We start from the raw sequence: 24,587 nt of genomic DNA, 5'->3' as shown, positions 1-24,587 counted from the left end.
TGAAAATAAGGAGAGCAGTCCACAAAAATGGGAAGACCGGATGATACTAGAAACATTGGAATGACATTTGATAATATCTATATGGAGTATTATCAACGCTGCTTCTTGTTTGCCAAGTCTTATCTCCATGACGAAATGTTGTCCAAAGACATAGCTTCCGAAGCCATGATAACTTTATGGACTACAATGAAAACCGGAGAGGTGAAAAACATCCGTGCTTTCCTGATGACCGTAGTGAAGAATCAGGCATTGAATCATCTGCGAAATGAACATCTGCAAATGGAAGCCCGTGAAAGTATATTGGCCGATGAACTCTACGAACTTGATTTCCGCATCGCTTCTTTGGGCTCTTCGGACCCGAACCAACTTTTCTCTGAAGAAATAACCGATATTGTGAACCGTACTTTGAACGGATTGCCGGAAAAGACAAGAAAAGCATTTATGATGAGCCGCTATGAGAACAAATCGGTGAAGGAGATTGCCGAAGCGTTGGATGTCTCAGTGAAAGGAGCCGATTATCATATCAGCAAAGCACTGCAACAATTGAGGAAGAACCTGAAAGACTATCTTTATACCTTATTATTTTTCTAATAAAGTTGCCCACCGGGGAAGCACTCCTCCGGCACCGGGGAAGGCACCCTTCGGCACCGGGGAACACACCCTTCGGCACCGGGGAACAAATAAACGGTTAAAAACGCACTTTTTTTATTTTTCCCACTAGTGAACTTTGCAAGTGGCGTGTCTTATATACGTAAGCCCACAAAGAGCTTATATATAAACCTGACAAAAGGTATGGACGCGAAACTATTGAATAAATATATTGCAGGTGACGCACTTCCCGAAGAAAAAAAGGAAGTGATACGCTGGATGAAGGAGAGCGAAGAAAATCGGGAGCAGTTGATGCAACTGCACCGCATCTATAATGCCACTATATGGAATGGAAACTTACAGGCAGAAAAAACGGAGAAGAAGAAACCTGTGACGCGTTACCTTTGGTCAGCTATGAAGATAGCGGCGGTCGTTGCCATGATTGCTTTTATTATCCATAAGGAATATCAGGAGTACCGGATAGAACATTCTGCCGAAATGCAAATTATGACCGTCCCGGCAGGACAAAGGGCCAGTCTGGTCTTGGCTGACGGAACAACCGTTTGGCTGAACTCCAACTCTACCTTGAAATATCCGGCAACCGGATTTCGTTCCAAAGAAAGGAAAGTGATTCTGGAAGGAGAGGGATATTTTGAAGTGGCGCATAACGAGAAGCATCCTTTTATTGTAGAAACAGAGAAATACGATATCAGAGTATTGGGAACCACCTTCAATGTCTCTGCCTACCCGAACTCCGGTTTGTTCGAGACATCTTTGATTGAAGGGAAAGTTACCGTATATCAGCCCGATACACAACATGAAGTGACCTTGAAACCTCATGAAAAGGTAGAAGCCAAAGATGGAAAACTCTATAAGGAGACTTTCTCATCGGACAATGATTTCTTGTGGAGAATGGGTATCTATTCCTTCAAGGATGAACCGCTGGAAACTGTCTTCAGGAAATTGGAGCAATATTATGAAGTGAAGATTATTAATAAGAACGAGGAAATCGCTTCCCGTCCGTGTACCGGTAAATTCCGTCAGAAAGAAGGAATCGAACACGTGATGAAGGTATTGCAGAAGTACGTCAAATTCAACTATATACAAGACGATGAGAAAAATCAGATAATTATCTATTAAATGAACCCTAGTACTTAATCTAAAAAAGAAACACCCGGAATGAGAGCAAGAGAACCAGCCCCATCAAAACAGAAATATCGGTAAATGCTGCAACACTTACCGATATGTGAGAAGTCAATAAAAAAGACTCGACATCTGTTACAAATCTTTATGTATTAACTTAATAACTCTAGGCAAAGATATGAAAAATAATCTTTGGTGTGGGCGTATTGTCCATAGAAAAACACACTGTACTCAAATTTTAAGAATTATGAGGTTAACTGTCTTTTTCCTGTTATTCATTCTTTTTGAGACCTATGCCTTGAACGGCTATTCGCAGAATCAGAAAGTTTCGATGAATAAAGGAACCGCAACATTGGCTGAAATCATCAGGCAGATTGAAAAGCAAACAGACTATTTGTTTATTTACAATGAACGGGAAGTTAGTCTGAAACGGAAAGTTTCCATTTCCACTCAAGATGGGACAGTGGCAAGTCTGCTGCTGGATGCGTTGCACGGTACGGAATTCTCCTACACGATGGAAGGGAAACACATCATCCTTACGAAAAAACAAGCAGTAGTGCAAAGTCCTGTGCAGAACAGGAGAAGAGTCACCGGACAAGTGAAGGAATATTCGGGCGAGGTTATCGTTGGGTGTAATGTGTCGGTCAAAGGCACCACCATCGGTACAATCACCGATATAAATGGCAAGTATAGCCTCGAAGTTCCTGATAATGCAACCTTGGTTTTTTCATTCCTGGGATATAAGAGCATGGAATATCCGGTGAGAGCGCAGCAGACCATCAATGTGACTTTGGATGAAGATTCGAAAGCATTGAATGAAGTGGTTGTAGTGGGATACGGAACACAACGGAAAGCGTTGGTGACGAATGCCATCAGCTCTTTCAAACCGACAGAATCGAATATGCGTCCGGTGTTGACGCCGAGTGAATTGCTACAGGGACGTGTAGCGGGTGTCACGGTATCGACCGGCTCAGGCAACCTGGGAAGTTCCGAACGAATGAGCATTCGTGGTGCCGCCTCTTTGAGCGCCAGCAATGAACCGCTTTATGTGGTAGACGGAATACCCATCCTCAACAGTAACGCTTCCTTATTTAATATGGGAGAAGATTTGAGCTCGATGGCGGTATTGAACCTGACGGATATTGAATCTATCGAAGTCTTGAAAGATGCGGCTTCGGCAGCTATCTACGGTTCTCGCGCCACCAATGGCGTTGTAGTGATTACCACAAAATCCGGTAAAGAGGGACGTTCGGATATTCGTTTGAATGTCAGCACGGGAATCTCCAAATTCGCCAATAAGGGACGCATCAAATATGCGGATTCCGACTTGTATGTAGAAACCTACAACGATGGAGTCGAACGTTATAATCGTCAGAACGGCTATAACGTAGGTTCAGCAGGCTATGTGGTTCCTATCTCCAACCCTTTCCAGGGATTGCCCGATACGGACTGGCTGGATTTGATAACTCAAGTAGGACATTCCTACAATGTGGATTTGTCTTTTTCCGGTGGAAGCAAGAAGACGAAATTCTATGTGGGAGCCAACTACAATTATCAGGAAGGTATAATCAAGACCAATGATATAACCAAAATCAATCTGAAAGCCAAGATTAGCCATGAAATGACTTCCTGGCTGGAAGTCGGTGCTAATGTAAGCGGTAATTATCTGAAGAACAACCGTGTGCCGGGAGCCAATATCGGTTCTACCATCGTAGCCCGTGCCGTAGAGCAACGTCCTTTCGACCGTCCGTACAAACCGAACGGTGACTATTACTTGGGAGGAACCGACGAACTGGCACGTCACAATCCGCTTCAGATTCTGAACGAAGAAGTTTCCTATATTGATACCTATCGTTATCTGGGTACGTTCAATGCCGACTTGAAATACAAGAAATTCAGTCTGAAAAACTCCCTCAGTACCGATATCGGACATACGTATGACTATGTGTATTATAATGAGAACCATCCTTACGGAGCAGGAGGGGGACGAATCGTGGAATATAACCGTTTGGTGAAGAATATATTGATAGAGAACGTCTTTAATTACAATGATAAGTTCGGAAATTTTGAAGCCGGCCTGATGTTGGGACACTCTTTCCAAAAGATGTCCACCCGTACTTCTTCCATTGACGGACGTGGTTTCCCTTCTCCGGTATTTGATACGGTAGGCACGGCTTCCGAGATTTATAACGCTTCGGGCGGATTGTCTGAATTTGCGATGGAATCTTATTTCGGACGTATCAACCTGTCCTATCTGGACCGCTATATCCTGAATGTGACAATGCGTTCGGACGGTTCTTCCCGTTTCGCTCCTTCCGACCGTTACGGATATTTCCCTTCCGTGTCTTTGGGATGGAATGTTTCAAAAGAATCTTTCTGGAAGTTCCCGCAGACAGACTTGAAGTTCCGTTTGAGCTATGGAAAAACGGGTAATCAGGATGGTATCGGTAACTATGCCTGGCAACCGTTAATGTCCGGTGGCATCAATTACGGCAATAATAGTGGTATGGCAGTCACCAGCATGGGAAATAACAAACTGACGTGGGAAACTGCCGACCAGTATGACTTTGGTTTCGACCTCGGTTTTTGGAACGGAAAACTGAATATGATTGCGGATATTTATCTGAAGAATACGAACAACCTTCTTTACTTAATGCCCTTGCACGGTACAAGTGGATTTACCAGTATCACCAGTAATATCGGTTCCATGCGGAATTATGGTGTCGAATTCTCAATAAACGGGCATATGAATATCGGAAAGGTGAACTGGACTTCTTCTTTCAATATATCCCACAATAAGAATAAACTTACTAAACTGTTGGGAGATGATTTACTTCCGATAGGCGGCAACCGTGCTTTGAAAGTGGGTAAGGAACTGGGAGCGTTCTATTTGTTCCAGATGGACGGTATTTACCAGTATGACGGCGAAGTACCGCAACCATTGTATGACTTGGGAGTCCGTGCCGGCGACGTGAAATATCACGACGGTGATAATAATGGTATTATCAATGATAACGACCGTGTGCTGACAGGCTCTTCCAATCCCGATTTCTTCGGTGGATGGAACAATACTTTCAAGTATAAAGGATTCCAGTTGGATGTATTCTTCACTTATATGTATGGAAACGATGTATATGCCGAATGGGCGGTGACAGCTACCCGTCCGGGTTACCGGATGGCTATCACGGAAGATGTCGCGAAGAACCGCTGGACAGCTCCGGGAAGTTCGGATAAATATCCGCGTGCGGTCAATACCTTGTGCGGGCACAATAGCAAGAACTCCACCCGTTTTCTGGAAGACGGTTCTTTTATCCGGCTGCGTTCTCTGACATTCAGTTATACATTCCCGCAAGTAATGTTACAGAAGATTCGCCTGAAAGGGCTTCGTATGTACGTTCAGGGGGATAACCTGCTGTTGTTCTCCAAATACTCCGGTTGGGATCCGGAAGTGAGTAAGAATATGGATCCGCAATTCTTTGGAGTCGACTTGTACGGAGTACCGCCTTCACGTTCGGTCAATTTCGGTATAAACCTTAGTTTCTAATCATAAACGCTCACAATGATGAAAAAGATTATTTATATATTTCTCGGATGCCTGTTGTGGACTTCATGCAGCGGTATGCTGGATATTGAATCTCATTCTGCCGTATCGCCAGGAAGCGTGACTCCAAAAGACCTGTCCGCCCTGCGAATGGGAATGTACAATAAAGTGCAGAACTCTCCGGCACGCGAATCATACATCACCTTCGATATCTTAGGCGGCGACTTGACTCAAAGTACGGGAAATGCAAGAGACTTGATAAACTCGGTGCTTTCTTCTTTGAATTCAATAGTCGCTAATAGTTGGAATGGATATTACAATGCTCTATATCAGGTGAATAATGTTATATCCATCGTGGAAGACCTTCCCGAATCCGACCTGCGGAATCTGATTATCGGAGAAGCGCATTATTTCAGGGCATACATTTACCACTCGTTGGTGACCCGTTGGGGCGGTGTCCCTATTCAGAAAGTGAATACGATGGAAAAGCCTTCCCGTGATTCGGAAGAAGCCGTATGGCTATTCATTGAAGAAGAACTGGAAACGGCACTTGCTTTCCTGGGCACATCTTCAAGTTATTATTATGTGTCCCGTGATGCTGCCGTAGCTCTGAAAGCCCGTGTTATGCTGGAACGTGGAAAGTTGACGGAAGCAGCTACTTTGGCCGAGAGTCTGATAACAAATGGCAAGTACAAACTGGACAGCTTCGATAAGATATTCCGCGGACAGGCTAATTCGGAAGTAATCTTCTCTTTCCAATGTCTGGCTGAAGAATCGAATATCACTATTTCCACCTTGTTTTATACCTATGCGCATCCCAATCATGGTAGCTATGTATATCGGCCTACCAATGAAGTGATGAATATGTATGATGACAAGGACAAGCGCAAGGAAGTTTCCATTATCAATGTGGGCGCCGAACCTTGCATCAACAAATATCCGAGCGGACAGACGGGCACTGACCCCGTAGTGATGAGCCGCCTGGCGGAAATGTACCTGATTAGTGCCGAAGCACAGGGACTCTCGAAAGGCCTGGGACGTCTGAACGAACTTCGGAAAGAACGCGGACTGGAAAGTGTCAACCCCAAAGATAAAGATGAATACCTGCAATATATACTGGACGAACGAAGGAAAGAATTCCTGGCTGAAGGTCTTCGCTACTATGACCTCATACGTACGGATATGGCAAAGACTATGCTCGGACTGAAGGATTATCAGCACGTATTACCCATACCGGGGAAAGAAATGATTTCCAATCCGAATCTGGAACCGAATCCGGGATATTGATACTGATTAGTTTATACTTACTTAAAGAGATAAAATGATGAAAAAACTGATATATAATTCTGCCCTTCTGCTATTGGGTTGTCTCTTGTGGACGGCTTGCAATAATGATGAAGATTTCACCGTCTACTCTACGGAAGGCGCGAAAACGGAACTGGGACAGAGAATAATAGCCGGAAGCAATGGATATGTCGGACAATATTTCTCGGATACTACTTATACGCTGGCTCCGGGAGTGCAGGCTCTTGAAATGGAAATCCTTTCTACAACGGGACTCGCCGTGAAAATGTTTGTATTGGAAGTTGACCTGAAAGATACGCATCTGACCATGAAAGCTTCTTCTCCCAAAGATGAAGGCAAGTTGAAAACGAAACAGCAAATGACATTACAGGCATTGGCGCATGATAAAGTCGGCAGCCGGGTGCTTGCCGCTGTAAATGGTGACTTTTTCGCAACAGACGGAACACCGCAAGGTATTTACTACCGGAATGGAGTCTGCCTGAAAAGCACGATGAACGATAATGTGTGTACGTTCTTTGCCATTACAAAGGATAAGAAAGCTATCATAGGTTCGTATGACGACTATGATACGTATAAAGATGATATTCAGGAAGCAGTGGGCGGACGTGTGCGTCTCATGACTAACGGGAATGTTCTTCCCCAAACGGTTACAGCACTGGAGCCGAGAACTGCAATTGGGGTGTCGGACAACAATGTTGTTTATATCTTGGTGGCCGACGGCCGTAACTTCTGGTATTCCAATGGAATGCGGTATGCGGAAATGGGAGCGGTGCTGAAAGCATTGGGAGCTAAGAATGCTATCAACCTGGATGGTGGCGGTTCTTCCACTTTCATCATTCGCAAGATTGCCGGATTCGAGGATGGGCGTTTTGACATCCGTAACTGGCCGTATGATAACGGTGGCGTAGAAAGAGCCGTAGCGAACGGGCTGTTGATTGTGACTGATAATTGATTGTTTGATTAGTAAATAGCTGAATATATGATACGAAATAGAATAATACAGTTCTGCAAGCAAAGTCATATCGGAATGATCGGTCTTTTGTTTTTGCTGTTGGGTTTGGCGGGTTGCCAGGATTTTACGGATGATACAGGGAAGACCATGCCGGAACCTGACTTGAAGTTTGCGGACGGAACATTGAAACTCCCGTTGGATGAGAAAGAATATGAGGTGGATGTTGAATCGAATCTTCCCTGGCGGGTAAAGACTTCCGCGGCATGGATTGATTTGTTGACTTCCAATGGTATGGGAACGGGCAGCTTTAAAATATCGGTCACGCGGAATACGAATGTCGCTTCGCGTGAAGCTGAAATTGCCGCCTGGATTATTGAAGGGGCTGAAACGAAATTGAAGGTCGTTCAGGAAGGAATTGGCATTGCGTTGAAAAAGCGTACATTGAAGGTGGGTGCCGAAGGTAGCTTGGAAGAGGTTATACCTTTTTCTACTATGGTTACTTATACTTATGATCTGTCGGACGATTGCGACTGGATACATATTACTGACGGCTCTCCAATCACTCCCGGCATCGTCAATGAGTCTGAATTAAAACTCAAAATCGACCCTTATATGGATGTGGAAGATGGTCGTACCGCTTATTTATATTTGAAAGGTTCGAATGGCGTAACTGATATGCTGACTGTTACTCAGGACAAGAAACCATTGGGAGATATTGATTACCTGAGAATGTTCTATGAAAGCGCAAACGGCGAAAACTGGGTGAAGAAGTGGAACTTTGACGCTCCTTTGGAAACGAATGCTACCAATTGGCCGGGATTGAAAGTTGAGAATAAGAGGGTTGTCGAGATTGACATACAGTCTCCGAATGGTATTGAAGGCGATATAACTCCGTTGTGTGAATTATCGGAATTGAGAAGCCTGAAGCTGAAACATCAGAAGATAACAGGTATTCCGGAAGAGATAGGACAATTGTCTCAACTGACCACTTTATGGATTATTGAATCCGCTGCCGGTGGAAACTTACCCGAATCCTTGGGTGAATGCCAATTATTGACTAGCTTTAACATCTCAAATCATCCGACTTCCACTCCTGCCGGATTTAAAAATACCTTCAGCGGAAATCTGGACGCATTGATAAAGATTCCGGGTATTGTGACGATTAAGGCATATTGTAACAACATGAGTGGCCCGCTACCGGTGATTCCATTGGATGGAAATAATCTGCCGACTACATGGAAAAACCTGAAGGAATTCATGATTTATACAAATGGATTCAGTGGAAGTATTCCTTACGGATATGGAGTTGCGATTGAAAGGAGCGGTTCGAGTGGTATATTCAGGGTGAATGATAACCAATTGAGCGGACAGATACCGTCGGATATCAAGGCATGGTCACAATATGCAACCCGGAAAACTACCTGGATATTGCAAGGCAATAACCTGACTGAATAAAAGAACTTAATTGATTTATTAACTTAACACCATTTATTGGTCTGTTCTTATGATGAAAAGAAACTTGTTAATCATTGTCCTGGCTTTATGTTCTGTCGGAATAGTAAAAGGGCAAACGGCATCGGATTCACTGGCAATCGTATCTGCATCCTGGAAGATAGAAAATCCTCAAAAGGGAATTGTTCATAAGTATGCTTCCATCCCCCAATTATATCAAGGGATTCAATCTGTCAGTCTGATAGAAATTGATCCCGGTGCAGGTTTGAAAGTCGATATTGCCGTTTCGGACAAGATGAAAGAAACAAGTCGGATAGCTTCAGAACATAATGCCGTTGCAGCAATTAATGGCTCCTATTTTGATATGAAACGGGGAAACTCGGTCTGCTTTCTGAAAGTAGGTCGCCAAGTAGTTGATACGACTACTTTGGGTGAGTTTAAACTACGTGTCACCGGAGCCATTTCTATACGCAAGGGAAAGATGAAGTTAATACCATGGAACAGGCAAATAGAGAAAAAAAACAGAGGAAAAGTGAGTACAATACTAGCCTCCGGCCCGTTAATGTTAAAGGACGGTCAGATTTGTGACTGGAGTTCATGTGAAGTGAATTTCATCCGGAATAAACATCCCCGTAGTGCTGTATCCATTACTAAAGATGGAAAGATACTGTTTATAACGGTAGACGGGCGTTTCCCGGAATATGCCGGTGGAGTGAATATCCCGGAACTGGCACATCTGATTCGGATTTTAGGAGGAAAGGATGCCTTAAACCTGGATGGAGGAGGTTCCACCACTCTTTGGTTGTCCGGTGCGGCAGATAATGGAATTGTCAATTATCCTTGTGATAATAAACGATTTGACCATGTCGGAGAGCGTAAAGTACCCAATATCCTTTATGTTCATCAATAACCTTTTTATGAATGGCGTACATTTATGAATGATGTACATTATCAACAATATGTATAAAACGAAAAACGAGATGACGAAACTTTTTAGATTTACTTTGTTCGGACTACTGCTATTAGGCAGTTCCCTGATGTATGGAGCGCAAACACCCAAATACATCTTTTTATTTATCGGCGACGGTATGGGCTTCAATCATGTGGAAGCTACCCAAATATATGCGGAGAAAGTTGGCACGGATACCGGTGAACGTTCATTGTTGTTTCCTACTTTTCCCGTCATGACGCAAGTTTGTACCCGTTCGGCTTCTCATCTGATTACTTGTTCTTCTGCCGCCGCCACTGCCTTGGCAACAGGAGAAAAAACAACTAACTACGTGATAGGAATGGATGCAGAAAAGAAGCATGGCTTGAAGTCTTTGGCATGCCAACTGAAAGATAAAGGTTATAAAATAGGAATAATCACTTCTGCTTCTATTGACCATGCCACTCCCGGTGGATTTTATGCATCCCAACCCGACCGTTCCATGTATTATGAAATCGGAGTGGATGCTGCCAACTCAGGCTTCGACTTTTTCGGTGGAGCAGGATTACTTGAACCTCGCAACAAGCGTAACCCTTCAGCACCTTGTCTTTATGACCTGTTTAATCAGAAAGGATATTCGATGTATCGTGGAATGGAAGCGTATAATCGTAATCATGCAAAAGATAAAGTACTTTTATTTCCTGTCGATACAATTCGGGGGAGCCTGGAGTATGCATTAGACCGTTCGGATAAGGAACTGGGATTGCCTGACTTGACAAAAGCCTGTTTGGATAATTTCGAAGAAACAGCCAAGAAAGGATTCTTCATGATGGTGGAAGGCGGCAAGATAGACTGGGCTGCCCATGCCCACGATGCGGCAACGGTTGTAACAGAAACGATTGACTTTGACCAATGTATCCGTATGGCTTATGAATTCTACAAGAAACATCCGAACGAAACACTGATACTTGTCACTGCCGACCATGAAACCGGCGGGCTAGGATTAGGAAACTCCAATATGAATCTGAATATTGAACTCTTGAAGCATCAGCAATGTTCACAGGAAGCTCTGACGAAGACCATGCGTGAGATGAAAAGCGGTGAGATGATTCCTTCTTGGGAAGATATGAAAGCATTCTTGAAAAAGAACCTGGGCTTTTGGGGACAGATTACTATTGCCCCGCGTGAAGAACTGGAATTATTAGTATGCTATGAAGAATCTTTCTTAAAGAAGAAATCGAAAGATGTAGTGAGCCTTTATGCCAAAGATGAACCTTTGGCGGTGGCTGCCATAGCCTTACTGGATAAAAAAGCTTCTATCGGATGGACAACCAAAACTCATACCGGTGCTCCTGTACCTTTGTATGCTATAGGAAAACAGGCTCATCTGTATTCGGGTAGAAGGGATAATACGGATATGGCTAATATTTTGAGGAAGTTGTTTACTATCAAGTAAAATGGGAGATTATTGAGCGAATAAATAGGGATATTTACTGAATATCCCTACAAAAAAGGCAACTAACTCGCAATGAATTAGTTGCCTTATCTTTTTCAGTTTTAGGGATATTTGCTAGTATTATTTTACTGTACGCAACTTCGCTTTCTTGATAAAGAATTTGGCGAGTTCTCTTCCTGCCTTGGCATACGTTTCCTGAACGCGGTATCCAGAAGTAAAGTCAGTCCCCCAGAAATTATTGGCAGAGGCATTACGAATTTTGATGGAGGCCACTTGCTCGCCTGTTTCAATATTCTTCACTTTACAACTCAGATCGATTGATGCATTTTGACGCATGACACCTACATTCCAGCCGGGTTCGGTGAAATCAGTGTTGATTTCAATCCGATATTGCGCCCCTTCTGTACCTGCTTCAACATCTACCTCACTCATATACTTGTCGAAAAGTTCCAGGAATTTGGGCTCAAACCGTTCTTTACGGTCGCCATACCAAGCTTCTTTCCATTGCTCTCCTTTGCCTTCCTCTTTCTTATTATAGTCCGAGATTTTCTTATTTACATATTCGTTTTCGGTAAGTTTACCTACTAGCATTTCTTCATAAGAGAAAGAAAAATCAATAATCTTCTGGTCTTTAATAAAATCAATAGAACCGGAAGTCAGAACTATGCTCTGTGCAAATGAGAATGTAGTAATACAGCATAATAGTAGAAGTGTTGTGATTGTCTTTTTCATGCTTCTGTTTGATTATCTGTTTGTTGGTTGTTCGAAACGTATGATTTAGAATTCAAATCCGAATCTTAGTCCTACTCCTTGCAATCCCAGTGTTTCATCCCAAGAATCATGGCGGTAATAACCTCCGTAACTATAACTATAATCAACTGTCGTATCGTAATCTTGGTAGTTGTACACTAAGGCTAAATTCAAGGCTTTTTTCCCTTTTAAAGAGAAGCGCACACCTACTCCTATAGAAGCATATACACCTTCTACATCCCCTGTGGAATATCCGCTTTTTACGTCGGCAAACGGAGTAATTCTTTTATTAATGAAGTTAGCTCTGAAGTTGGCATAGATGGGTACTGCGATAATATCCGCATCCGTATAGTAATTAAGGGCAACACCGGCACCTACGAAGAAGTAGTTGTTGAATTGATAACCGTGGGTCGTTGATAATTCTACTTTGGAGGCATTGTAGTCACTGACATCTTCGATATATGCAGCGTCAACAAAACCTTTATAACCTTTTAATGTATTTCTAGCTGCTTTGCGATTGTCAACATCTTTGCGATAATCTCTTGTGTATCGTTCTTCTTTGGTGATTTTCTCTACATCATTCATTTGACAGATAATGAGGCTGCCATCACTTGTTTTAATTTTTAGAGAGACATTGGGCACTTGTTCAATGATAACTCCTTTGATAACACTTCCGTTTTTCAGATACACAACTTCTGTGTAGTTTTGTGCTGCGACATAAGTACTGATACTCAGTAATAGAGTCAGTAATAATAGTAATTTTCTCATGAATCTATATCTATTGGTTTATAATTGTTTGAGTGCTTTATAAATGGAACCTGCCCAGTAGTTACGTAATCCGAACCCACCGGCTTTTCCTTCTGTAATCCATTCTTCGATGATTTCCTTAGTTTCGGTATCGAAGAATACTACTTCATAAGTACCTCTGTTCTTTGATTTATCCAGAAATTGTGCGATAAATACCATGCCTACACCTGGTATTTTCTGAATAGGCAGCGCTTTGATGGCTGCACTGATTTGTTCCTTGTCAAGACTATACTCTGTTTTAGAAGTCATTAATTCAGACAAGTTAATACCATCGTTTACTTGATTAACAGCATCCAGTGAGATTTCAGTTACCTCTTTTCTAAGCTGTTTGCCAACATTGTATTTTTTAGCTTCCGTGATAAACAGTTCATTGATGCGTCTGAAAGCATCTTTGAATTGTAGCGGTGATTCATCCGCTCCGAAAACTTTGACTTGAGAGTAGTCTACGCCATAGAATTTGATAGACTGCACATCTTTCAATGCACTCTTGCCTTGTCCGAAACAGAACAGGCTAGTGCTTAAGAACAAGAATAGAATAAGTTTTTTCATATACGTGATAGTTTAAATGATATGTGTGTATTGTTATTAATCTTCCAAAAGTAGGAAATAATTATCGTAAATCAATGAATTTAATCGCTTTTCGACTCATAGGAGGCATTTGTATTTTGGCAATATACTCTGCCGACTCGAAATTGATGCTTGGTGCCACTCTTACTTTTGAACGGAATAGGTCTTTAATCTCTTTGGCAAAATTCTCACTACGATTTTCGCTTCCTATACGAATCAGAATCTCATCAGTGCCCAATTCGTTGGTGTAAACTTCTATAATATAGTTCTTTACCAGAGGTATATTGTCTAAAATATCAAATAGTGCGGGTGGATATAAAGTAGTCCCTTTGTATTTTATCATTTGTCCTTTCCGTCCGAGGATAGAGCTGAGACGGATGGTATTTCGTCCGCAAGCACAAGGGGCGGTGTGGTGATAACAAACATCGCCTGTCTTGAAACGAAGTAGGGGCATACCTTTGACTCCCAGTGTTGTGATAGTTACTTCGCCTGCTTCACCTTCTGCAACCGGACGGTTGTTGTCATCTAAAAACTCAACGATGATAAGTTCCGGTTGTAAGTGTCCGCCGTGGAACTCGTTGCATTCGGTGAAAGATGATTGCATTTCAGTAGAAGCATACGTAGAATACAATTGCAAGGCAGGCCATTTATCGTGAATCTTTTGTCCGAGTGTGTTTAACAGAAATTCCTGGTTACGCAAAGCTTCGCCAATACAGATGCATTTCTGCATGGAACATGCATTATGGTCAATATGGTTCTTCTCGGCAAACTCTATCAGCTTGATAAGAAAAGAGGGAACTACCATTCCGCAAGTAGGTTGTATACGGCGAATCGTGTCCCATTGCAGTTCGGGGATGCCATTACCTACACGGATCACTCCCATGCCCAGTTCTCGAGCTCCCATATAGTAAGCAAGTCCGGCCATGAAGCGACGGTCGATAGTAGTCATCAGTTGCAGGATGTCTTGCTTGGTACATCCGGTAGTGGTGAAAGATAAATACTCGTTATAGGATAATCTGTCCAAATCCTCGGAAGTGAGGACAAAAGTCACCGGGTCGCCCAGAGTGCCGGAAGTCGTCACATAGTCGATAATTTCTTCTTTGCCTACACAAATAAAATCATCATTATGAAGCTGCAAATCAGTCTTGGTGGTGACGGGGATTTGTTGCAGGTCTTCTATCTTTTTTATCTGATTGATATCAATGTGATGTTCTTCGAACATCTGTTGATAGAACTTAGAATGTGCTTGCAGGTAGGCTAACGCTTCGGTCAGCTGTTCTTCCTGATAGCGCTTTATTTCTTCCGGTGAGCGGAACTGAATTTCAGGATTCTTTTCCATCTTTGGATTGTTTTTGGATTTTCTGTTGGATACGGTCTTTCTCTTGCAATTTGGGAATCGGTTTACTAAGCGCTTTTTGCCAATAGGCAATGGCTTGTTGAGGCTGTTGCATAGCTTTGTAATAGTCTCCCAACACTTCATATACATAATAGAAGGAGGGATTAGAAGCTTCATATTGCATCAACAGGCTCTCTTCGGCCTTTTCCTTATTCTTTATTTTTTTTAGTAGGGTGGGAGTCAGTTTCTTGTACGTAAGAAGTTGTTGGAACTCCGGCTTTTCTATAAAGTCATCGGCAGGAATTGTTTGTTCCGGGATGTATATTTCGTGGCGGAAGTTAAGGGTATCTCTGAATATTTTATTCAGGTCGTATGCTACGTACTTCCCACACTGCCACGGTGAAGTTGATACCCACATTAACCGTTTTTCCGGTTGGAAGATAACAGAATGGTGCGCAATGAATTGATTGATAGCCATTTCATTGGCTAAACCTAAATCCGCGTTTTGCAGACCTTGATGGTTGCGAAGGATAGAGGCAGCTTTGGGAGCATCTATCGGAAGATTCTCATTGAGCAATTCTTCTAAGCGGGCAAAGCGGTAGGGACTGTCGGAAGTACGGATATTTTCCAAATTCCGCTCGTCTTTGCTAAATGCTTCTGATTGATAATGATTGGTGCAAATAAGCCTGTCCGGTTCATTTCCGGTGAAAAGCGCGGTTTTCTCAGGCGATTTCTCTATGATGGCAGCTTTGCCGTCTTTGGCAGACCCGATTAAGATCGATTCGGAAACAAATGTTTTCCGCTTCCGGGCGATTGCATAGGCTTCGTCAATGGTCGATGCATATTGGAGAATTTCTCTGGTTAGGATGGAGATAGGGGTGGCGGAACCTGTTGGAACGGCAGATTTGGCGGCGTTAATCGTAACGGTGAGTCCTGTTTCGTTCATACCGGATAATACTCCTATCATGCCAGGCCATCCGACAGAAGCGAATCCATATCCTTTCTCCGGGGCGTAAAAAGAAACCAACTTGTTTTCAGCAAAGGCCTCTCCGACATAGAAATCGAAATTACGTCCGATAAGCAGGGATGAATCTGCACTTTGTGTTCCCCAAGTAGCGAATGAACTACATCCCACTAACATATAATCTTGCATGGCATGTCCCAAGTCATGTGCCGAATGGTAATTCAACTGGCGTTCGTAAGGACTGCCGATAAAGTCATATTCGTGTGTACACGACAACGAGATGCCGTAAATTTCATCTCTGAATTCTTCCGGTACATTCTTGCCCAGTTCGCGGTTGAATAGTACGATAAAGAACCGTAGGAATTTAAGATAACTCTCCGAAGGAACGATTTCACGGATTTGGTCAACGAACACTTTCTCTTGGTGATAAAGCAAGTCGGACGATAGCTTGCCGATGGCTTCTCCTCTTCGAAAAGCCGGCCCTTTCACAAACAATTCCCACAGTCCGCTGTCGCTGTGACGCAGATAGTTACCTGCATAATACCGGAGATTGAGACTATCCGCATACATCACCTTGTCTATGGTCATAGTCGGTTCGCATTTGGGTGTCTGCATATCCGCAGAAAAATAGAGATAACTGATTCCGACTATGAATACGACTATGAGCGACAATAGAACATAACTCGTATATTTGATTGTTTTCTTGATTGCTTTATGCATTTCCTACCTTTTTAGCTAAATATTCTTGTCCTACAAATTCGGTGCAAGTAAGCATAGCTGTTAGTGTTACGCCCAGTGCGCCATGCACATTCAGGTTCTGACCTGTGAAAAAGAGATTTCCTAACCGGCTTCGTGTAGACACAAAACCGATTTGCGGACATTTATAGTTTTTGATAATCCCATATGCGGAACCGTCTTCAGTACCTGTATAATCACGATAACTCAATGGAGTTGTTGTGTGTATTTCTGCTATGTTATCAGAAAAATCAATGCCATGTCTACGGATAAAATGGAGTATCTGCTGCGCTTTTTCCTGTTTGAAGATTCGATAACTCTCTCCTCTATGTTCGGGAGTTGTGTCTTTCCATGCAGACAATTCATCCATATACATTGGTGTCAGGATAGAGACAACGCTGGCATATCGACTGTCTTCTGAAGATGCTTGCATCGAAATCATGCAATTGGTGGTGCTTCCCGGATACAGTTGTCTGTCATACCATACCTCATTATCTCCATGAAGGTAAAGGTTACGATTCTGGTAAGGAGTGCTTTTCTTCTTCATTACCAAATAGAGCGTGAAGATGCCATACGTATTTTCGAGCGAGCGGATTCGGGAAATGTAGGCATTCTTGATACTGCGGTTCTTGTCTAGTATCTCTAATGTTCGTTTGGGATGCATATTGGATATGACGTAATCACTTTCCAGCCGTTCTTCGCCGTTGATAATAACTCCTTGCACTTTCTCGTTTTCAACAATGATACGGGTTGCTTCGCTATTATTGAGAATAGTTCCGCCATTGGCACGGATAACATGAATCAGTTCCAGGCTGACTTGCATACTTCCGTCCACAAAGCGATAGGCTCCTTCAATGTAGGAATGATTAATCATGGCATGCTGGTAGAAAGTGGAAACATCTTTCAGACCGCCGTAGAGTAATGCGGAACCAGCCAATACATTTTGCAGAGTAGGGTTGGGGGTAATGTCGGCAATCAGTCTGGCAGCAGAGGTACAGAAATATTTCATTCCTTCCAGTGCGATAGTTCCTTGTTTCAGATGGTCTACACTAATCAGATTCCCAACCGCCTGGAGCTGTTCGGTGTAGCGTTTCAGGTTCTCCTTCTCATGCGGAAAAGACTGACAGAGCGTTTCGATAAACTGCGGGTATTCCATCGCGTAATTATACGCCTCTCCTTTGTAGAAAATCGTATCGAAAGCTGCCGCGTCCAAGCGCTTCACTTTCAACTTATCCATGATACCGAAATAGCGGAAATACTGATTCATCACTTGACCTTCATCCAGGCTTCCTACGTAATGAATGCCCGTATCAAACAAATGTCCTTTTCGTTGATACGTTTGGAAGCATCCTCCGAATTGCGTATTTTTCTCTATTACGCATACGTTGAATCCTTCTTTACTTAGAATAGCTCCGCATTCCAGTCCGCCAAGGCCGCTTCCGATGATGATGATGTCATATTTACTCATGCTAGTCCGGTTTTCTGAATATATAAATGGTGTTCGATGTGTATTTATCGTTGGGTATGATTTCGATGTTCATCCCACAAGTTTCCGCTATCTTCCGTAGTTGTGTTTCTGTGGTGAAATGCAACTCTTCTGTTGTCCGGTTGAAATTGAAGATACGGGTAGACAGGATTTCTGTGAACCGGGTCAACCGGTGTCTGGAAGTATCGGCGGAATTTCCGTCACGAATAATCATCATTCCTTGCGGGCGCAGCAGGGCTGCACATTTCAACAGCAATGACCGTTGATGTTCGTAACTCATATAATGTAGCATATCGTTCAGGATAAACACATCACTTTCCGGTAAAGGATATTCAAGTGCACCGCCATGCCTGAATTGCAGACGGTCACTACGCAACCATCCGTGTTGCGCTACGGCTATCTTGTCTTCATCATAATCGATACCTAAAATATCACGGTCTTCGGACAGCAGGGAAAGCATATAACATAACGGACCGTATCCGCAACCAATGTCCGTGATTTGTCCTTGCGCAGGAATGAGTTGGTTGAACAGCCGGTAATTTCCTTCCATTTTCACTTTAATACGGATATACCACTCTATTACAGGCCCTTTATAGATATAGTTTTGGATAAGTGCCTCATAGAAAGCGGGATTGTCCGTCGTATTCTTTTCCTGACAGATGCGTGCATATTCCTGCTTCATATAAGCCGATATGCGTTTGGTACGTTCCTGATAGGTTGTCCCGAAAGACTGGTCGTCCACGGGAATACGGGGAAGTATTTCCGTATAGATTATTCCTTTGCGGATATTGAACGGTTGGGCTTTGGCAATAATCTTATTATTGCCGTATAGTAGAATCGGAAGAATATCCAACCGGATTGTTTCGGCAAGATAAAAAGCACCTTTATGGAAGCGTTTCATTTTTCCGTTGTACGTACGTGTTCCTTCGGGAAAGATAGCAATAGAGTATCCTTCTTCCACTTTTTTCCGCATACGTTCTATGTATTGCTCGTATCCTTCGCCTATATAGTAGAAATCAGCATAACGGATAATAGCTCCGAAAAAAGGAGAGTGCCATACCCAGTGATTGGTCACCATCAATATTTTGGATGAAAGAGATAGTAACACCAGTATATCTATAAAAGACTGATGATTGGCAATGATAATTGCCGGACGGTTAAATTGTTCGTTGGCTTTGTTGATATGTTCTTTTTTGACAGCGGTAGCCAATAGCAGAATCCCTTTGCAGGTAATTTGTATCAGGCGGCAAACGAAATGCTGTTTACTACTTTTGCGTACCGGTACCAGATAGAGTACAACTATCAATATTCGCAGAAGGATACACCCGATAAAGAAAAGCAAAAAGAGCAGAACGGTTCGTATCAGCCCGATGAGCGTATAAGGAGGCAATCCTTTGGAAGCAGGCCCGGCAATGAAGAACCGGAAGATAAGCGGCTGAATGGTATAGGCCACCAGTACGACTGCTATCATTCCGAGAATGGAAATCAGTGAAATAGATTGTAATGCCGGATGTTTGGCAAAAACAAGCGCTCCCATTCCCACCACCGTAGTGAAGGCAGAAAAGAAGATAGCCGTTTTGTGTGAGTTCAATACCTTTTGACCTGTACGATACTTACTCTGTAATCCGTCCATAATGAAAATACTGAAATCATCGCCGATACCGAATATAAAGGTGGACAGAATGATATTGATGATATTGAACTCAATCCCCAAGATTCCCATCAACCCCAGTATGATGACCCAACTGACCAGCATCGGGAGAAAGCTCATTAAAGTAAGCTCGATGCGGCCGTATGAGAACCATAAGGCGAAGAATATCAGAAAGGAGGAAATATACAGAATCAGGTAAAAATCATCATTGATGGCAGACACCCATTTGTTGGCAAAGAAAGAGCGGTCGAAGATGACAACATCCTGTGCTTTGTTGAAACTCTCATATACCGCTTCTTTATTAGTCTCGTTAATCCGTATCTGGCTGATAAGCATCGTGATGGAATCAGCCGATGTTTGCCATTCATTCAATAACTTGCCGGATAAATCATCTTCTTGGGAAGTATAATGATATTCACCGAAAGGCTGATTCATCCATTGATAAAAGCCATCGAAACTTCCGGGACGGAAACGATATTCGGTAGCGGATGTTTCCAGGTTCTCACGTATCAGTTCCTTTTTATCATTCGTCCAGTAATCTTCCCATTTCTTCAGACGTTTTTGTTGTTCTTGCGGAGAAATAAGAAACTGTGAAGCAGAAGCATACTCTTTAATCAGCCCTTGTTCTTTCAGTGATGATAATTTCTGATTGGTTGCTGCATATATTTCAGTAGCTTGGTTCATATCCTTGCCTACACTGACAAAGAGGACTGTCTTTTCGTGGCTGTCGAAGAGTTGCATTAGTTTCTCTTCCGATTGCTTGAGATGCCGGGGCTCATAGTTGAGGCTCATCATATCATTATTGAAACCGACTTTCTGCGAGGTAAATAGGCAGATAACGGTAATGATGAGAATACCACCCACCAACCATTTGTTCTTTTCGAAAGAATAAGCGTTTATTCTCTCAATGATACGCAATACACGTCCTTGTTTTACGTCTGCCTGTCCTTTCAGGAAATGAGGAAGATAAATCAGGCAGAAAAGGGTAGTGCCTACCAGTGCTAAAGAAGCGAAGAGCCCAAAGTCCCGTAATAAATCGGAACTGGTGAATATCAGTCCCATAAATGCGCCGATAGTAGTGAAACTACCTACCGTAAGTGGGTAGGCGATTTCTTTAATCAATTGCTGTACAGTAGAAACATGATTCTGATGCGCCAGCATGTGGATGGAATAGCTAAGTGCAATACCCATCACAGCCGAACCGGCTCCCACGGCAATGGCCGAAATACTTCCTTTGATAAAGAAAATCATGCACAAGGCAAACATTCCGCCGAATAACACCGGAGTAATAATCAGTGGTATCGACCTTTTCCGTTTGAAAGCGAATGAGATAAATACAATGATGATAAGCAGCGCGATAGATGAAGTCAGAATGGTGTCTTTCTTAATTTGTCGGGCATTGTAGACTCCCACTGACGGACCTCCGAAATATTCCGCCCGAATCATGGAAGATCTTTCTTGTACGTGCTGAAGTTCTTCCTCCAGTATCCTGACCAGTTCGTCATTTTTTCCGGTACTTCCTGTACTGAACACCGGAGTGATAAACATCAAAAGGGTAGAACCGTCTTTGGAAAAAATATGTTCGTCATAGATTTCGTAATTAGCTTCTAACTGGAAATCTTGTAAATGCTTCAGTACTTCACTACCTAATCCGAGTGGGTCTCTGAGGATATAACTTCTTAATGCAATTCCGGCAGGAGAAAGGAGATTGGTATAATTCTTCTTCATGCTGGCTTGTATCCCTTCTTTGGTTAGCAGGGAATCGAATCGTTGATAATCAGTATCTGTAAGAAAGAGTGGGAGATGCTCGTACACAAAATCAGTAGCTCCGCCTATGAGATTTTGGTCTACCTGTGAGAAGATGTCCTTTATCAATGTCCCTCCGGCTCTTGCGGTCAGTGTTTGTTGGATTTGTCCGGCTATCTCAATCAGAGAATCAGGTTCTACGGCATTACACGTATCCGCAGAAGACAACATGACGATGATCTTGTCCTTAATCTTAAGATTATCGAAAACTTTGATTGTATTCTGTGAATCTTTGGTGTCGGGGAAGAATTGCGTAATATTCTCTTCAAACTTCACTTGAAAGGCAAAGAACCCCATAAGCAGGACACAACAAATGAGCGACAGGTAGAACAGAATCTTGTGTCTCTCAAAATATTCATATAGTCCGATGAAAAACTGGGTCATATCTTTTTTCTCCTACAAGTCGTGAGCAGGACAAACGAAATGATTCCTGCTACTAAACTGCAAATGATTGCAAAGATAATACTTCCTATCAAATATTGTTCTATGACTGATTTCACATTTTCAAAAGAAAGCTCATTTATACGAAGGTTGATGGGTTCGCCCAGCACTTTGCATCCGGTCGCGTAACTTCCATATAGTAAAAATGGAATCATAGGGGGAATACTGATATTGGCCGCTACAATAGCTATGACTTTGTTTAACTTGAGCAAATGTGCAAGAAACAGGGTTATCAGCATTTGGTACCCCCATACGGGAACGATGCCCATGAATACTCCGAGTATAATAGCAGCCGTGATCCTCAGGTTAGATTCCGGCGAATGGGTGACATGCTCGGAGAAGAACCGCTTGCAGTTCTTCCAGGTCAGTTTCCGGAAAAAGTTGCGGGGGATAATCCACAAGAAAGTGATAAGCACCAATACCGTGTTCAGGATGCTGATACGGGTAAAGTCCCGGAACGGGCGGAAATGAGAAACCCGTTCTTCTTGTGGTGGATAATAGACATGTACCGGAATGTTTTTAACGGTAATACCACTCCATGCAGCAAAAACAATAGCTTCCAGTTCAAATTCATATTTGGCGGTATAATACCACTTGTCGACATTCATTCGTTGCAACGGATATAGTCGGTATCCGGATTGCGTATCTTGTAGCTTGATTCCCGTCTCAAGAGAAAACCAGAAGTTGGAGAACTTGTTGGCAAATGTATTCTTTCCCGGCATATTGTCCGAGGCAAGGTTGCGCGCACCTACCAGTAGAGTGTCCGGTTCCTTTTCTATGGCTTCAATGAAAGAGGGGATGTCCGAAGCAAAATGTTGCCCATCCGAATCAATGGTGATTGCATATCGGAATCCTTGCTCTTTAGCATAACAAAGCCCATGTTTCAAAGCTACCCCTTTTCCCTGGTTGGCGGGGTGAGTGATGATATGCAGATTTTTCTCCCGGCTAAGTATTCCGGCTGTTTCATCCGTTGAACCGTCATTGATAACAAGGATGTCCGGCGAATAGAAACGGACATTCTCTATGACGTCGGCTACTGTTTTGTCATTGTTGTAACTTGGGATAACAACGATAATCCCCAACTGTTTCAACTTCTCATGCCAATAGACTGTACTTGTTTGTTCTTCCTTCATGCTTTAGGGATAAGTACAGCTTTCAGCTTGATGAAACATTCGTTTTCTACGGTTCCTTCCGCTAGTAACTGAAGTTTGTCTTCTTCCGTATCTTTGAGAGTCAGCGCTATTGATAAGTGCGGTGTCTCTAAGGGATTGATAGCTGAAAGGAACTTACAAGACGACATTTGTGCATATTGCAACTTCTGTTGGCGGAAAGTTTCTATACACTCCTTGATAATTTGCAGCATACAGACTCCAGGAACTACCGGATGCTCCGGGAAGTGTCCCTGATAAATAGCGTGTTTCGGATTCAATTCAATCTGAATGGTCCGTGTGAGCGAGTCCGATACTTCGGAAGAGAGTAGTGTATAGAAGTTGTCGAGTAGCATATATTAAATCTCTTTAGATAGTTTATCCAGGCGGATTGTTAATCGTATCCACGGATGTTTTATTTTTATTTGTGCGGGGTCACCCGGAATGTTGCCCGTGATGTAAAGGACAGACTTTCCAAAGCCTTTTCCACTGACCCTTTTCTCTGTAAGTTCATTTTTGGTGGCTTTCGCGCAAATGCCTTTCTCACTAAGGAACAGACGTTTGAAATCCATCTCCAGAAGTTTCAACACCTTTTCTTTTTTCATGGGCTCAATGCAACTGTTTACATTAAAGTTGTCACCACGGAGAGAGAAGTCAAAAAGACTTAGTCCGAAATAGGTAGACGCTACTATCCGGATTTCATTGTCAGGCATACGGCGTACAATCAGCATGCCGCTCATGTGATGTTTCATGAAATCCAGTTGGATATTATATTTTTGCGAGTCTTCCCCTTTTGTCAGTTCAATAGCGGGCGGCACTGTACTACCTTCTCCATTTATCCGTGGAGAACAGGAAGTAGAGAACTGTATCAATAAGAGAAACAGGACTGCCGGACTAACGAATCGCAAACTTCGTCTCATTATTCAGGGAGTTGAACTTTTTGTTATAGAATTCGTATTCAGTATAATTCGTTGCGGTTTCGGACAAACGGAGTTTGTGTACCGACATATCCTTCTTGTCCAGGTAGATTTCTATTCCGGCAATATAGGCTTGGACGGCTTTGTTTATCGGTTTTATTTTAACCAGATAGTAACGGGCATCTTCAAAATATTCCAGTTGGTAGTTGGATGACATTTTGGACAGGTCGCCTATCATGCATGCGGTTAACATATCCTGCATTTGTCCCATCATCTTATTGGAACTCAGGTTCATGATGCTTTTCTTGCCATCCGATACTATTTTTAGCTTACTGCCATTTATCACAATGAGATAATCCATCGGACGAAAATATTCCATACAGATTTTATTGCTCTTCCGGTAGTAGAACTTCCCTTTGGAAGTGACTTTCTCGTCAAATACATCCAGGTATTTCACTTGTGTGAAATCACTTTCAATGGATTCTACGGTTTGCGCTTCCTTTGCCAGACGGGTTTCAAATTCCTGGAGTTGCACCATCTTCTTCATACCCTGTGCGTGGACAGAGGTAATGGATAGAAAGAAAAGTAATAAATAGGTTATTGAAGTTCTCATA

At 42.8% G+C, this 24,587-nt stretch carries 19 protein-coding genes; 8 read left to right on the top strand and 11 right to left on the bottom strand.

The window, feature by feature from the left end:
- Window positions 1-27: 27 nt before the first annotated feature.
- The 8 genes from HC965_RS14965 to HC965_RS14930 all read left to right on the top strand — a co-directional run bounded on the left by HC965_RS14965 (window position 28) and on the right by HC965_RS14930 (window position 11,365).
- Window positions 28-591: an RNA polymerase sigma-70 factor gene (locus HC965_RS14965; RefSeq protein ID WP_223854903.1), complete on the top strand. Its 564-nt coding sequence runs from the start codon at window positions 28-30 to the stop codon at window positions 589-591.
- Between the two features lie 201 nt (window positions 592-792).
- Window positions 793-1,728 carry a FecR family protein gene (locus HC965_RS14960; protein WP_191032216.1) on the top strand — a complete coding sequence of 312 codons (936 nt, stop codon included), beginning with the start codon at window positions 793-795 and terminating at the stop codon, window positions 1,726-1,728.
- 334 nt (window positions 1,729-2,062) lie between these two features.
- Entirely contained in the window at window positions 2,063-5,275 is a 3,213-nt protein-coding gene (locus HC965_RS14955; RefSeq protein ID WP_191032318.1) for a TonB-dependent receptor, read from the top strand.
- A gap of 15 nt (window positions 5,276-5,290) precedes the next feature.
- A complete protein-coding gene (locus HC965_RS14950) occupies window positions 5,291-6,559 on the top strand; it encodes a RagB/SusD family nutrient uptake outer membrane protein (protein ID WP_191032215.1) in 1,269 nt (422 codons plus the stop codon).
- Window positions 6,560-6,596: 37 nt separating this feature from the next.
- Window positions 6,597-7,529 (top strand): phosphodiester glycosidase family protein, encoded by a 933-nt coding sequence (locus tag HC965_RS14945; RefSeq protein ID WP_223854901.1) that lies wholly within the window; start codon window positions 6,597-6,599, stop codon window positions 7,527-7,529.
- 27 nt (window positions 7,530-7,556) lie between these two features.
- Entirely contained in the window at window positions 7,557-8,984 is a 1,428-nt protein-coding gene (locus HC965_RS14940; protein ID WP_191032213.1) for a BACON domain-containing protein, read from the top strand.
- Between the two features lie 52 nt (window positions 8,985-9,036).
- Window positions 9,037-9,891 carry a phosphodiester glycosidase family protein gene (locus HC965_RS14935; RefSeq protein ID WP_191032317.1) on the top strand — a complete coding sequence of 285 codons (855 nt, stop codon included), beginning with the start codon at window positions 9,037-9,039 and terminating at the stop codon, window positions 9,889-9,891.
- Between the two features lie 70 nt (window positions 9,892-9,961).
- The gene (locus HC965_RS14930) at window positions 9,962-11,365 is read left to right on the top strand and encodes an alkaline phosphatase (protein ID WP_223854900.1); all 1,404 of its coding nucleotides are present in this window, start codon (window positions 9,962-9,964) and stop codon (window positions 11,363-11,365) included.
- Between the two features lie 120 nt (window positions 11,366-11,485).
- Here HC965_RS14930 and HC965_RS14925 read toward each other — a convergent pair whose 3' ends face one another.
- The 11 genes from HC965_RS14925 to HC965_RS14875 form a co-directional block, all read right to left on the bottom strand.
- Window positions 11,486-12,097 (bottom strand): hypothetical protein, encoded by a 612-nt coding sequence (locus HC965_RS14925; protein ID WP_191032212.1) that lies wholly within the window; start codon window positions 12,095-12,097, stop codon window positions 11,486-11,488.
- A gap of 45 nt (window positions 12,098-12,142) precedes the next feature.
- Window positions 12,143-12,883 carry a hypothetical protein gene (locus HC965_RS14920; protein ID WP_191032211.1) on the bottom strand — a complete coding sequence of 247 codons (741 nt, stop codon included), beginning with the start codon at window positions 12,881-12,883 and terminating at the stop codon, window positions 12,143-12,145.
- Between the two features lie 18 nt (window positions 12,884-12,901).
- Complete coding sequence (locus HC965_RS14915) at window positions 12,902-13,471, bottom strand: hypothetical protein (RefSeq protein ID WP_191032210.1); 570 nt, start codon at window positions 13,469-13,471, stop codon at window positions 12,902-12,904.
- A 61-nt stretch (window positions 13,472-13,532) separates the two neighbouring features.
- Window positions 13,533-14,828, bottom strand: a complete 1,296-nt coding sequence (locus HC965_RS14910) for a phenylacetate--CoA ligase family protein (RefSeq protein WP_191032209.1) — start codon at window positions 14,826-14,828, stop codon at window positions 13,533-13,535.
- A complete protein-coding gene (locus tag HC965_RS14905; protein WP_191032208.1) occupies window positions 14,812-16,509 on the bottom strand; it encodes a C45 family peptidase in 1,698 nt (565 codons plus the stop codon). The genes HC965_RS14910 and HC965_RS14905 overlap by 17 nt, the downstream gene beginning before the upstream one ends.
- Complete coding sequence (locus HC965_RS14900) at window positions 16,502-17,992, bottom strand: NAD(P)/FAD-dependent oxidoreductase (RefSeq protein ID WP_191032207.1); 1,491 nt, start codon at window positions 17,990-17,992, stop codon at window positions 16,502-16,504. The genes HC965_RS14905 and HC965_RS14900 overlap by 8 nt, the downstream gene beginning before the upstream one ends.
- Window position 17,993: 1 nt before the next feature.
- A complete protein-coding gene (locus tag HC965_RS14895) occupies window positions 17,994-21,851 on the bottom strand; it encodes a 1-acyl-sn-glycerol-3-phosphate acyltransferase (protein WP_191032206.1) in 3,858 nt (1,285 codons plus the stop codon).
- Window positions 21,848-23,041 carry a DUF2062 domain-containing protein gene (locus tag HC965_RS14890; protein WP_191032205.1) on the bottom strand — a complete coding sequence of 398 codons (1,194 nt, stop codon included), beginning with the start codon at window positions 23,039-23,041 and terminating at the stop codon, window positions 21,848-21,850. The genes HC965_RS14895 and HC965_RS14890 overlap by 4 nt, the downstream gene beginning before the upstream one ends.
- Window positions 23,038-23,412, bottom strand: coding sequence for a hydroxymyristoyl-ACP dehydratase (locus HC965_RS14885; RefSeq protein ID WP_191032204.1), 375 nt, complete (start codon window positions 23,410-23,412; stop codon window positions 23,038-23,040). Before HC965_RS14885 ends, HC965_RS14890 begins: the two co-directional genes overlap by 4 nt.
- 3 nt (window positions 23,413-23,415) lie before the next feature.
- Window positions 23,416-23,976 (bottom strand): hypothetical protein, encoded by a 561-nt coding sequence (locus HC965_RS14880; protein ID WP_191032203.1) that lies wholly within the window; start codon window positions 23,974-23,976, stop codon window positions 23,416-23,418.
- Entirely contained in the window at window positions 23,951-24,586 is a 636-nt protein-coding gene (locus HC965_RS14875; protein ID WP_191032202.1) for an outer membrane lipoprotein carrier protein LolA, read from the bottom strand. Before HC965_RS14875 ends, HC965_RS14880 begins: the two co-directional genes overlap by 26 nt.
- Between the last annotated feature and the right edge of the window lies 1 nt (window position 24,587).

Origin of the sequence: Bacteroides sp. GM023 (assembly GCF_014750685.1) — a bacterium.
Taxonomy (GTDB): domain Bacteria; phylum Bacteroidota; class Bacteroidia; order Bacteroidales; family Bacteroidaceae; genus Bacteroides.
Note: the sequence above shows the minus strand (reverse complement) of the source record. Positions and strands in the feature narration are given on the sequence as shown.

Coding starts and splice junctions, on each gene's coding strand:
- HC965_RS14915 (WP_191032210.1), bottom strand. CDS start 13,471: ATGAAAAAACTTATTCTATTCTTGTTCTTAAGCACTAGCCTGTTCTGT.
- HC965_RS14940 (WP_191032213.1), top strand. CDS start 7,557: ATGATACGAAATAGAATAATACAGTTCTGCAAGCAAAGTCATATCGGA.
- HC965_RS14890 (WP_191032205.1), bottom strand. CDS start 23,041: ATGAAGGAAGAACAAACAAGTACAGTCTATTGGCATGAGAAGTTGAAA.
- HC965_RS14905 (WP_191032208.1), bottom strand. CDS start 16,509: ATGCATAAAGCAATCAAGAAAACAATCAAATATACGAGTTATGTTCTA.
- HC965_RS14925 (WP_191032212.1), bottom strand. CDS start 12,097: ATGAAAAAGACAATCACAACACTTCTACTATTATGCTGTATTACTACA.
- HC965_RS14935 (WP_191032317.1), top strand. CDS start 9,037: ATGAAAAGAAACTTGTTAATCATTGTCCTGGCTTTATGTTCTGTCGGA.
- HC965_RS14960 (WP_191032216.1), top strand. CDS start 793: ATGGACGCGAAACTATTGAATAAATATATTGCAGGTGACGCACTTCCC.
- HC965_RS14955 (WP_191032318.1), top strand. CDS start 2,063: ATGAATAAAGGAACCGCAACATTGGCTGAAATCATCAGGCAGATTGAA.
- HC965_RS14895 (WP_191032206.1), bottom strand. CDS start 21,851: ATGACCCAGTTTTTCATCGGACTATATGAATATTTTGAGAGACACAAG.
- HC965_RS14875 (WP_191032202.1), bottom strand. CDS start 24,586: ATGAGAACTTCAATAACCTATTTATTACTTTTCTTTCTATCCATTACC.
- HC965_RS14920 (WP_191032211.1), bottom strand. CDS start 12,883: ATGAGAAAATTACTATTATTACTGACTCTATTACTGAGTATCAGTACT.
- HC965_RS14950 (WP_191032215.1), top strand. CDS start 5,291: ATGATGAAAAAGATTATTTATATATTTCTCGGATGCCTGTTGTGGACT.
- HC965_RS14880 (WP_191032203.1), bottom strand. CDS start 23,976: ATGAGACGAAGTTTGCGATTCGTTAGTCCGGCAGTCCTGTTTCTCTTA.
- HC965_RS14945 (WP_223854901.1), top strand. CDS start 6,597: ATGAAAAAACTGATATATAATTCTGCCCTTCTGCTATTGGGTTGTCTC.
- HC965_RS14885 (WP_191032204.1), bottom strand. CDS start 23,412: ATGCTACTCGACAACTTCTATACACTACTCTCTTCCGAAGTATCGGAC.
- HC965_RS14930 (WP_223854900.1), top strand. CDS start 9,962: ATGACGAAACTTTTTAGATTTACTTTGTTCGGACTACTGCTATTAGGC.
- HC965_RS14910 (WP_191032209.1), bottom strand. CDS start 14,828: ATGGAAAAGAATCCTGAAATTCAGTTCCGCTCACCGGAAGAAATAAAG.
- HC965_RS14900 (WP_191032207.1), bottom strand. CDS start 17,992: ATGAGTAAATATGACATCATCATCATCGGAAGCGGCCTTGGCGGACTG.
- HC965_RS14965 (WP_223854903.1), top strand. CDS start 28: ATGGGAAGACCGGATGATACTAGAAACATTGGAATGACATTTGATAAT.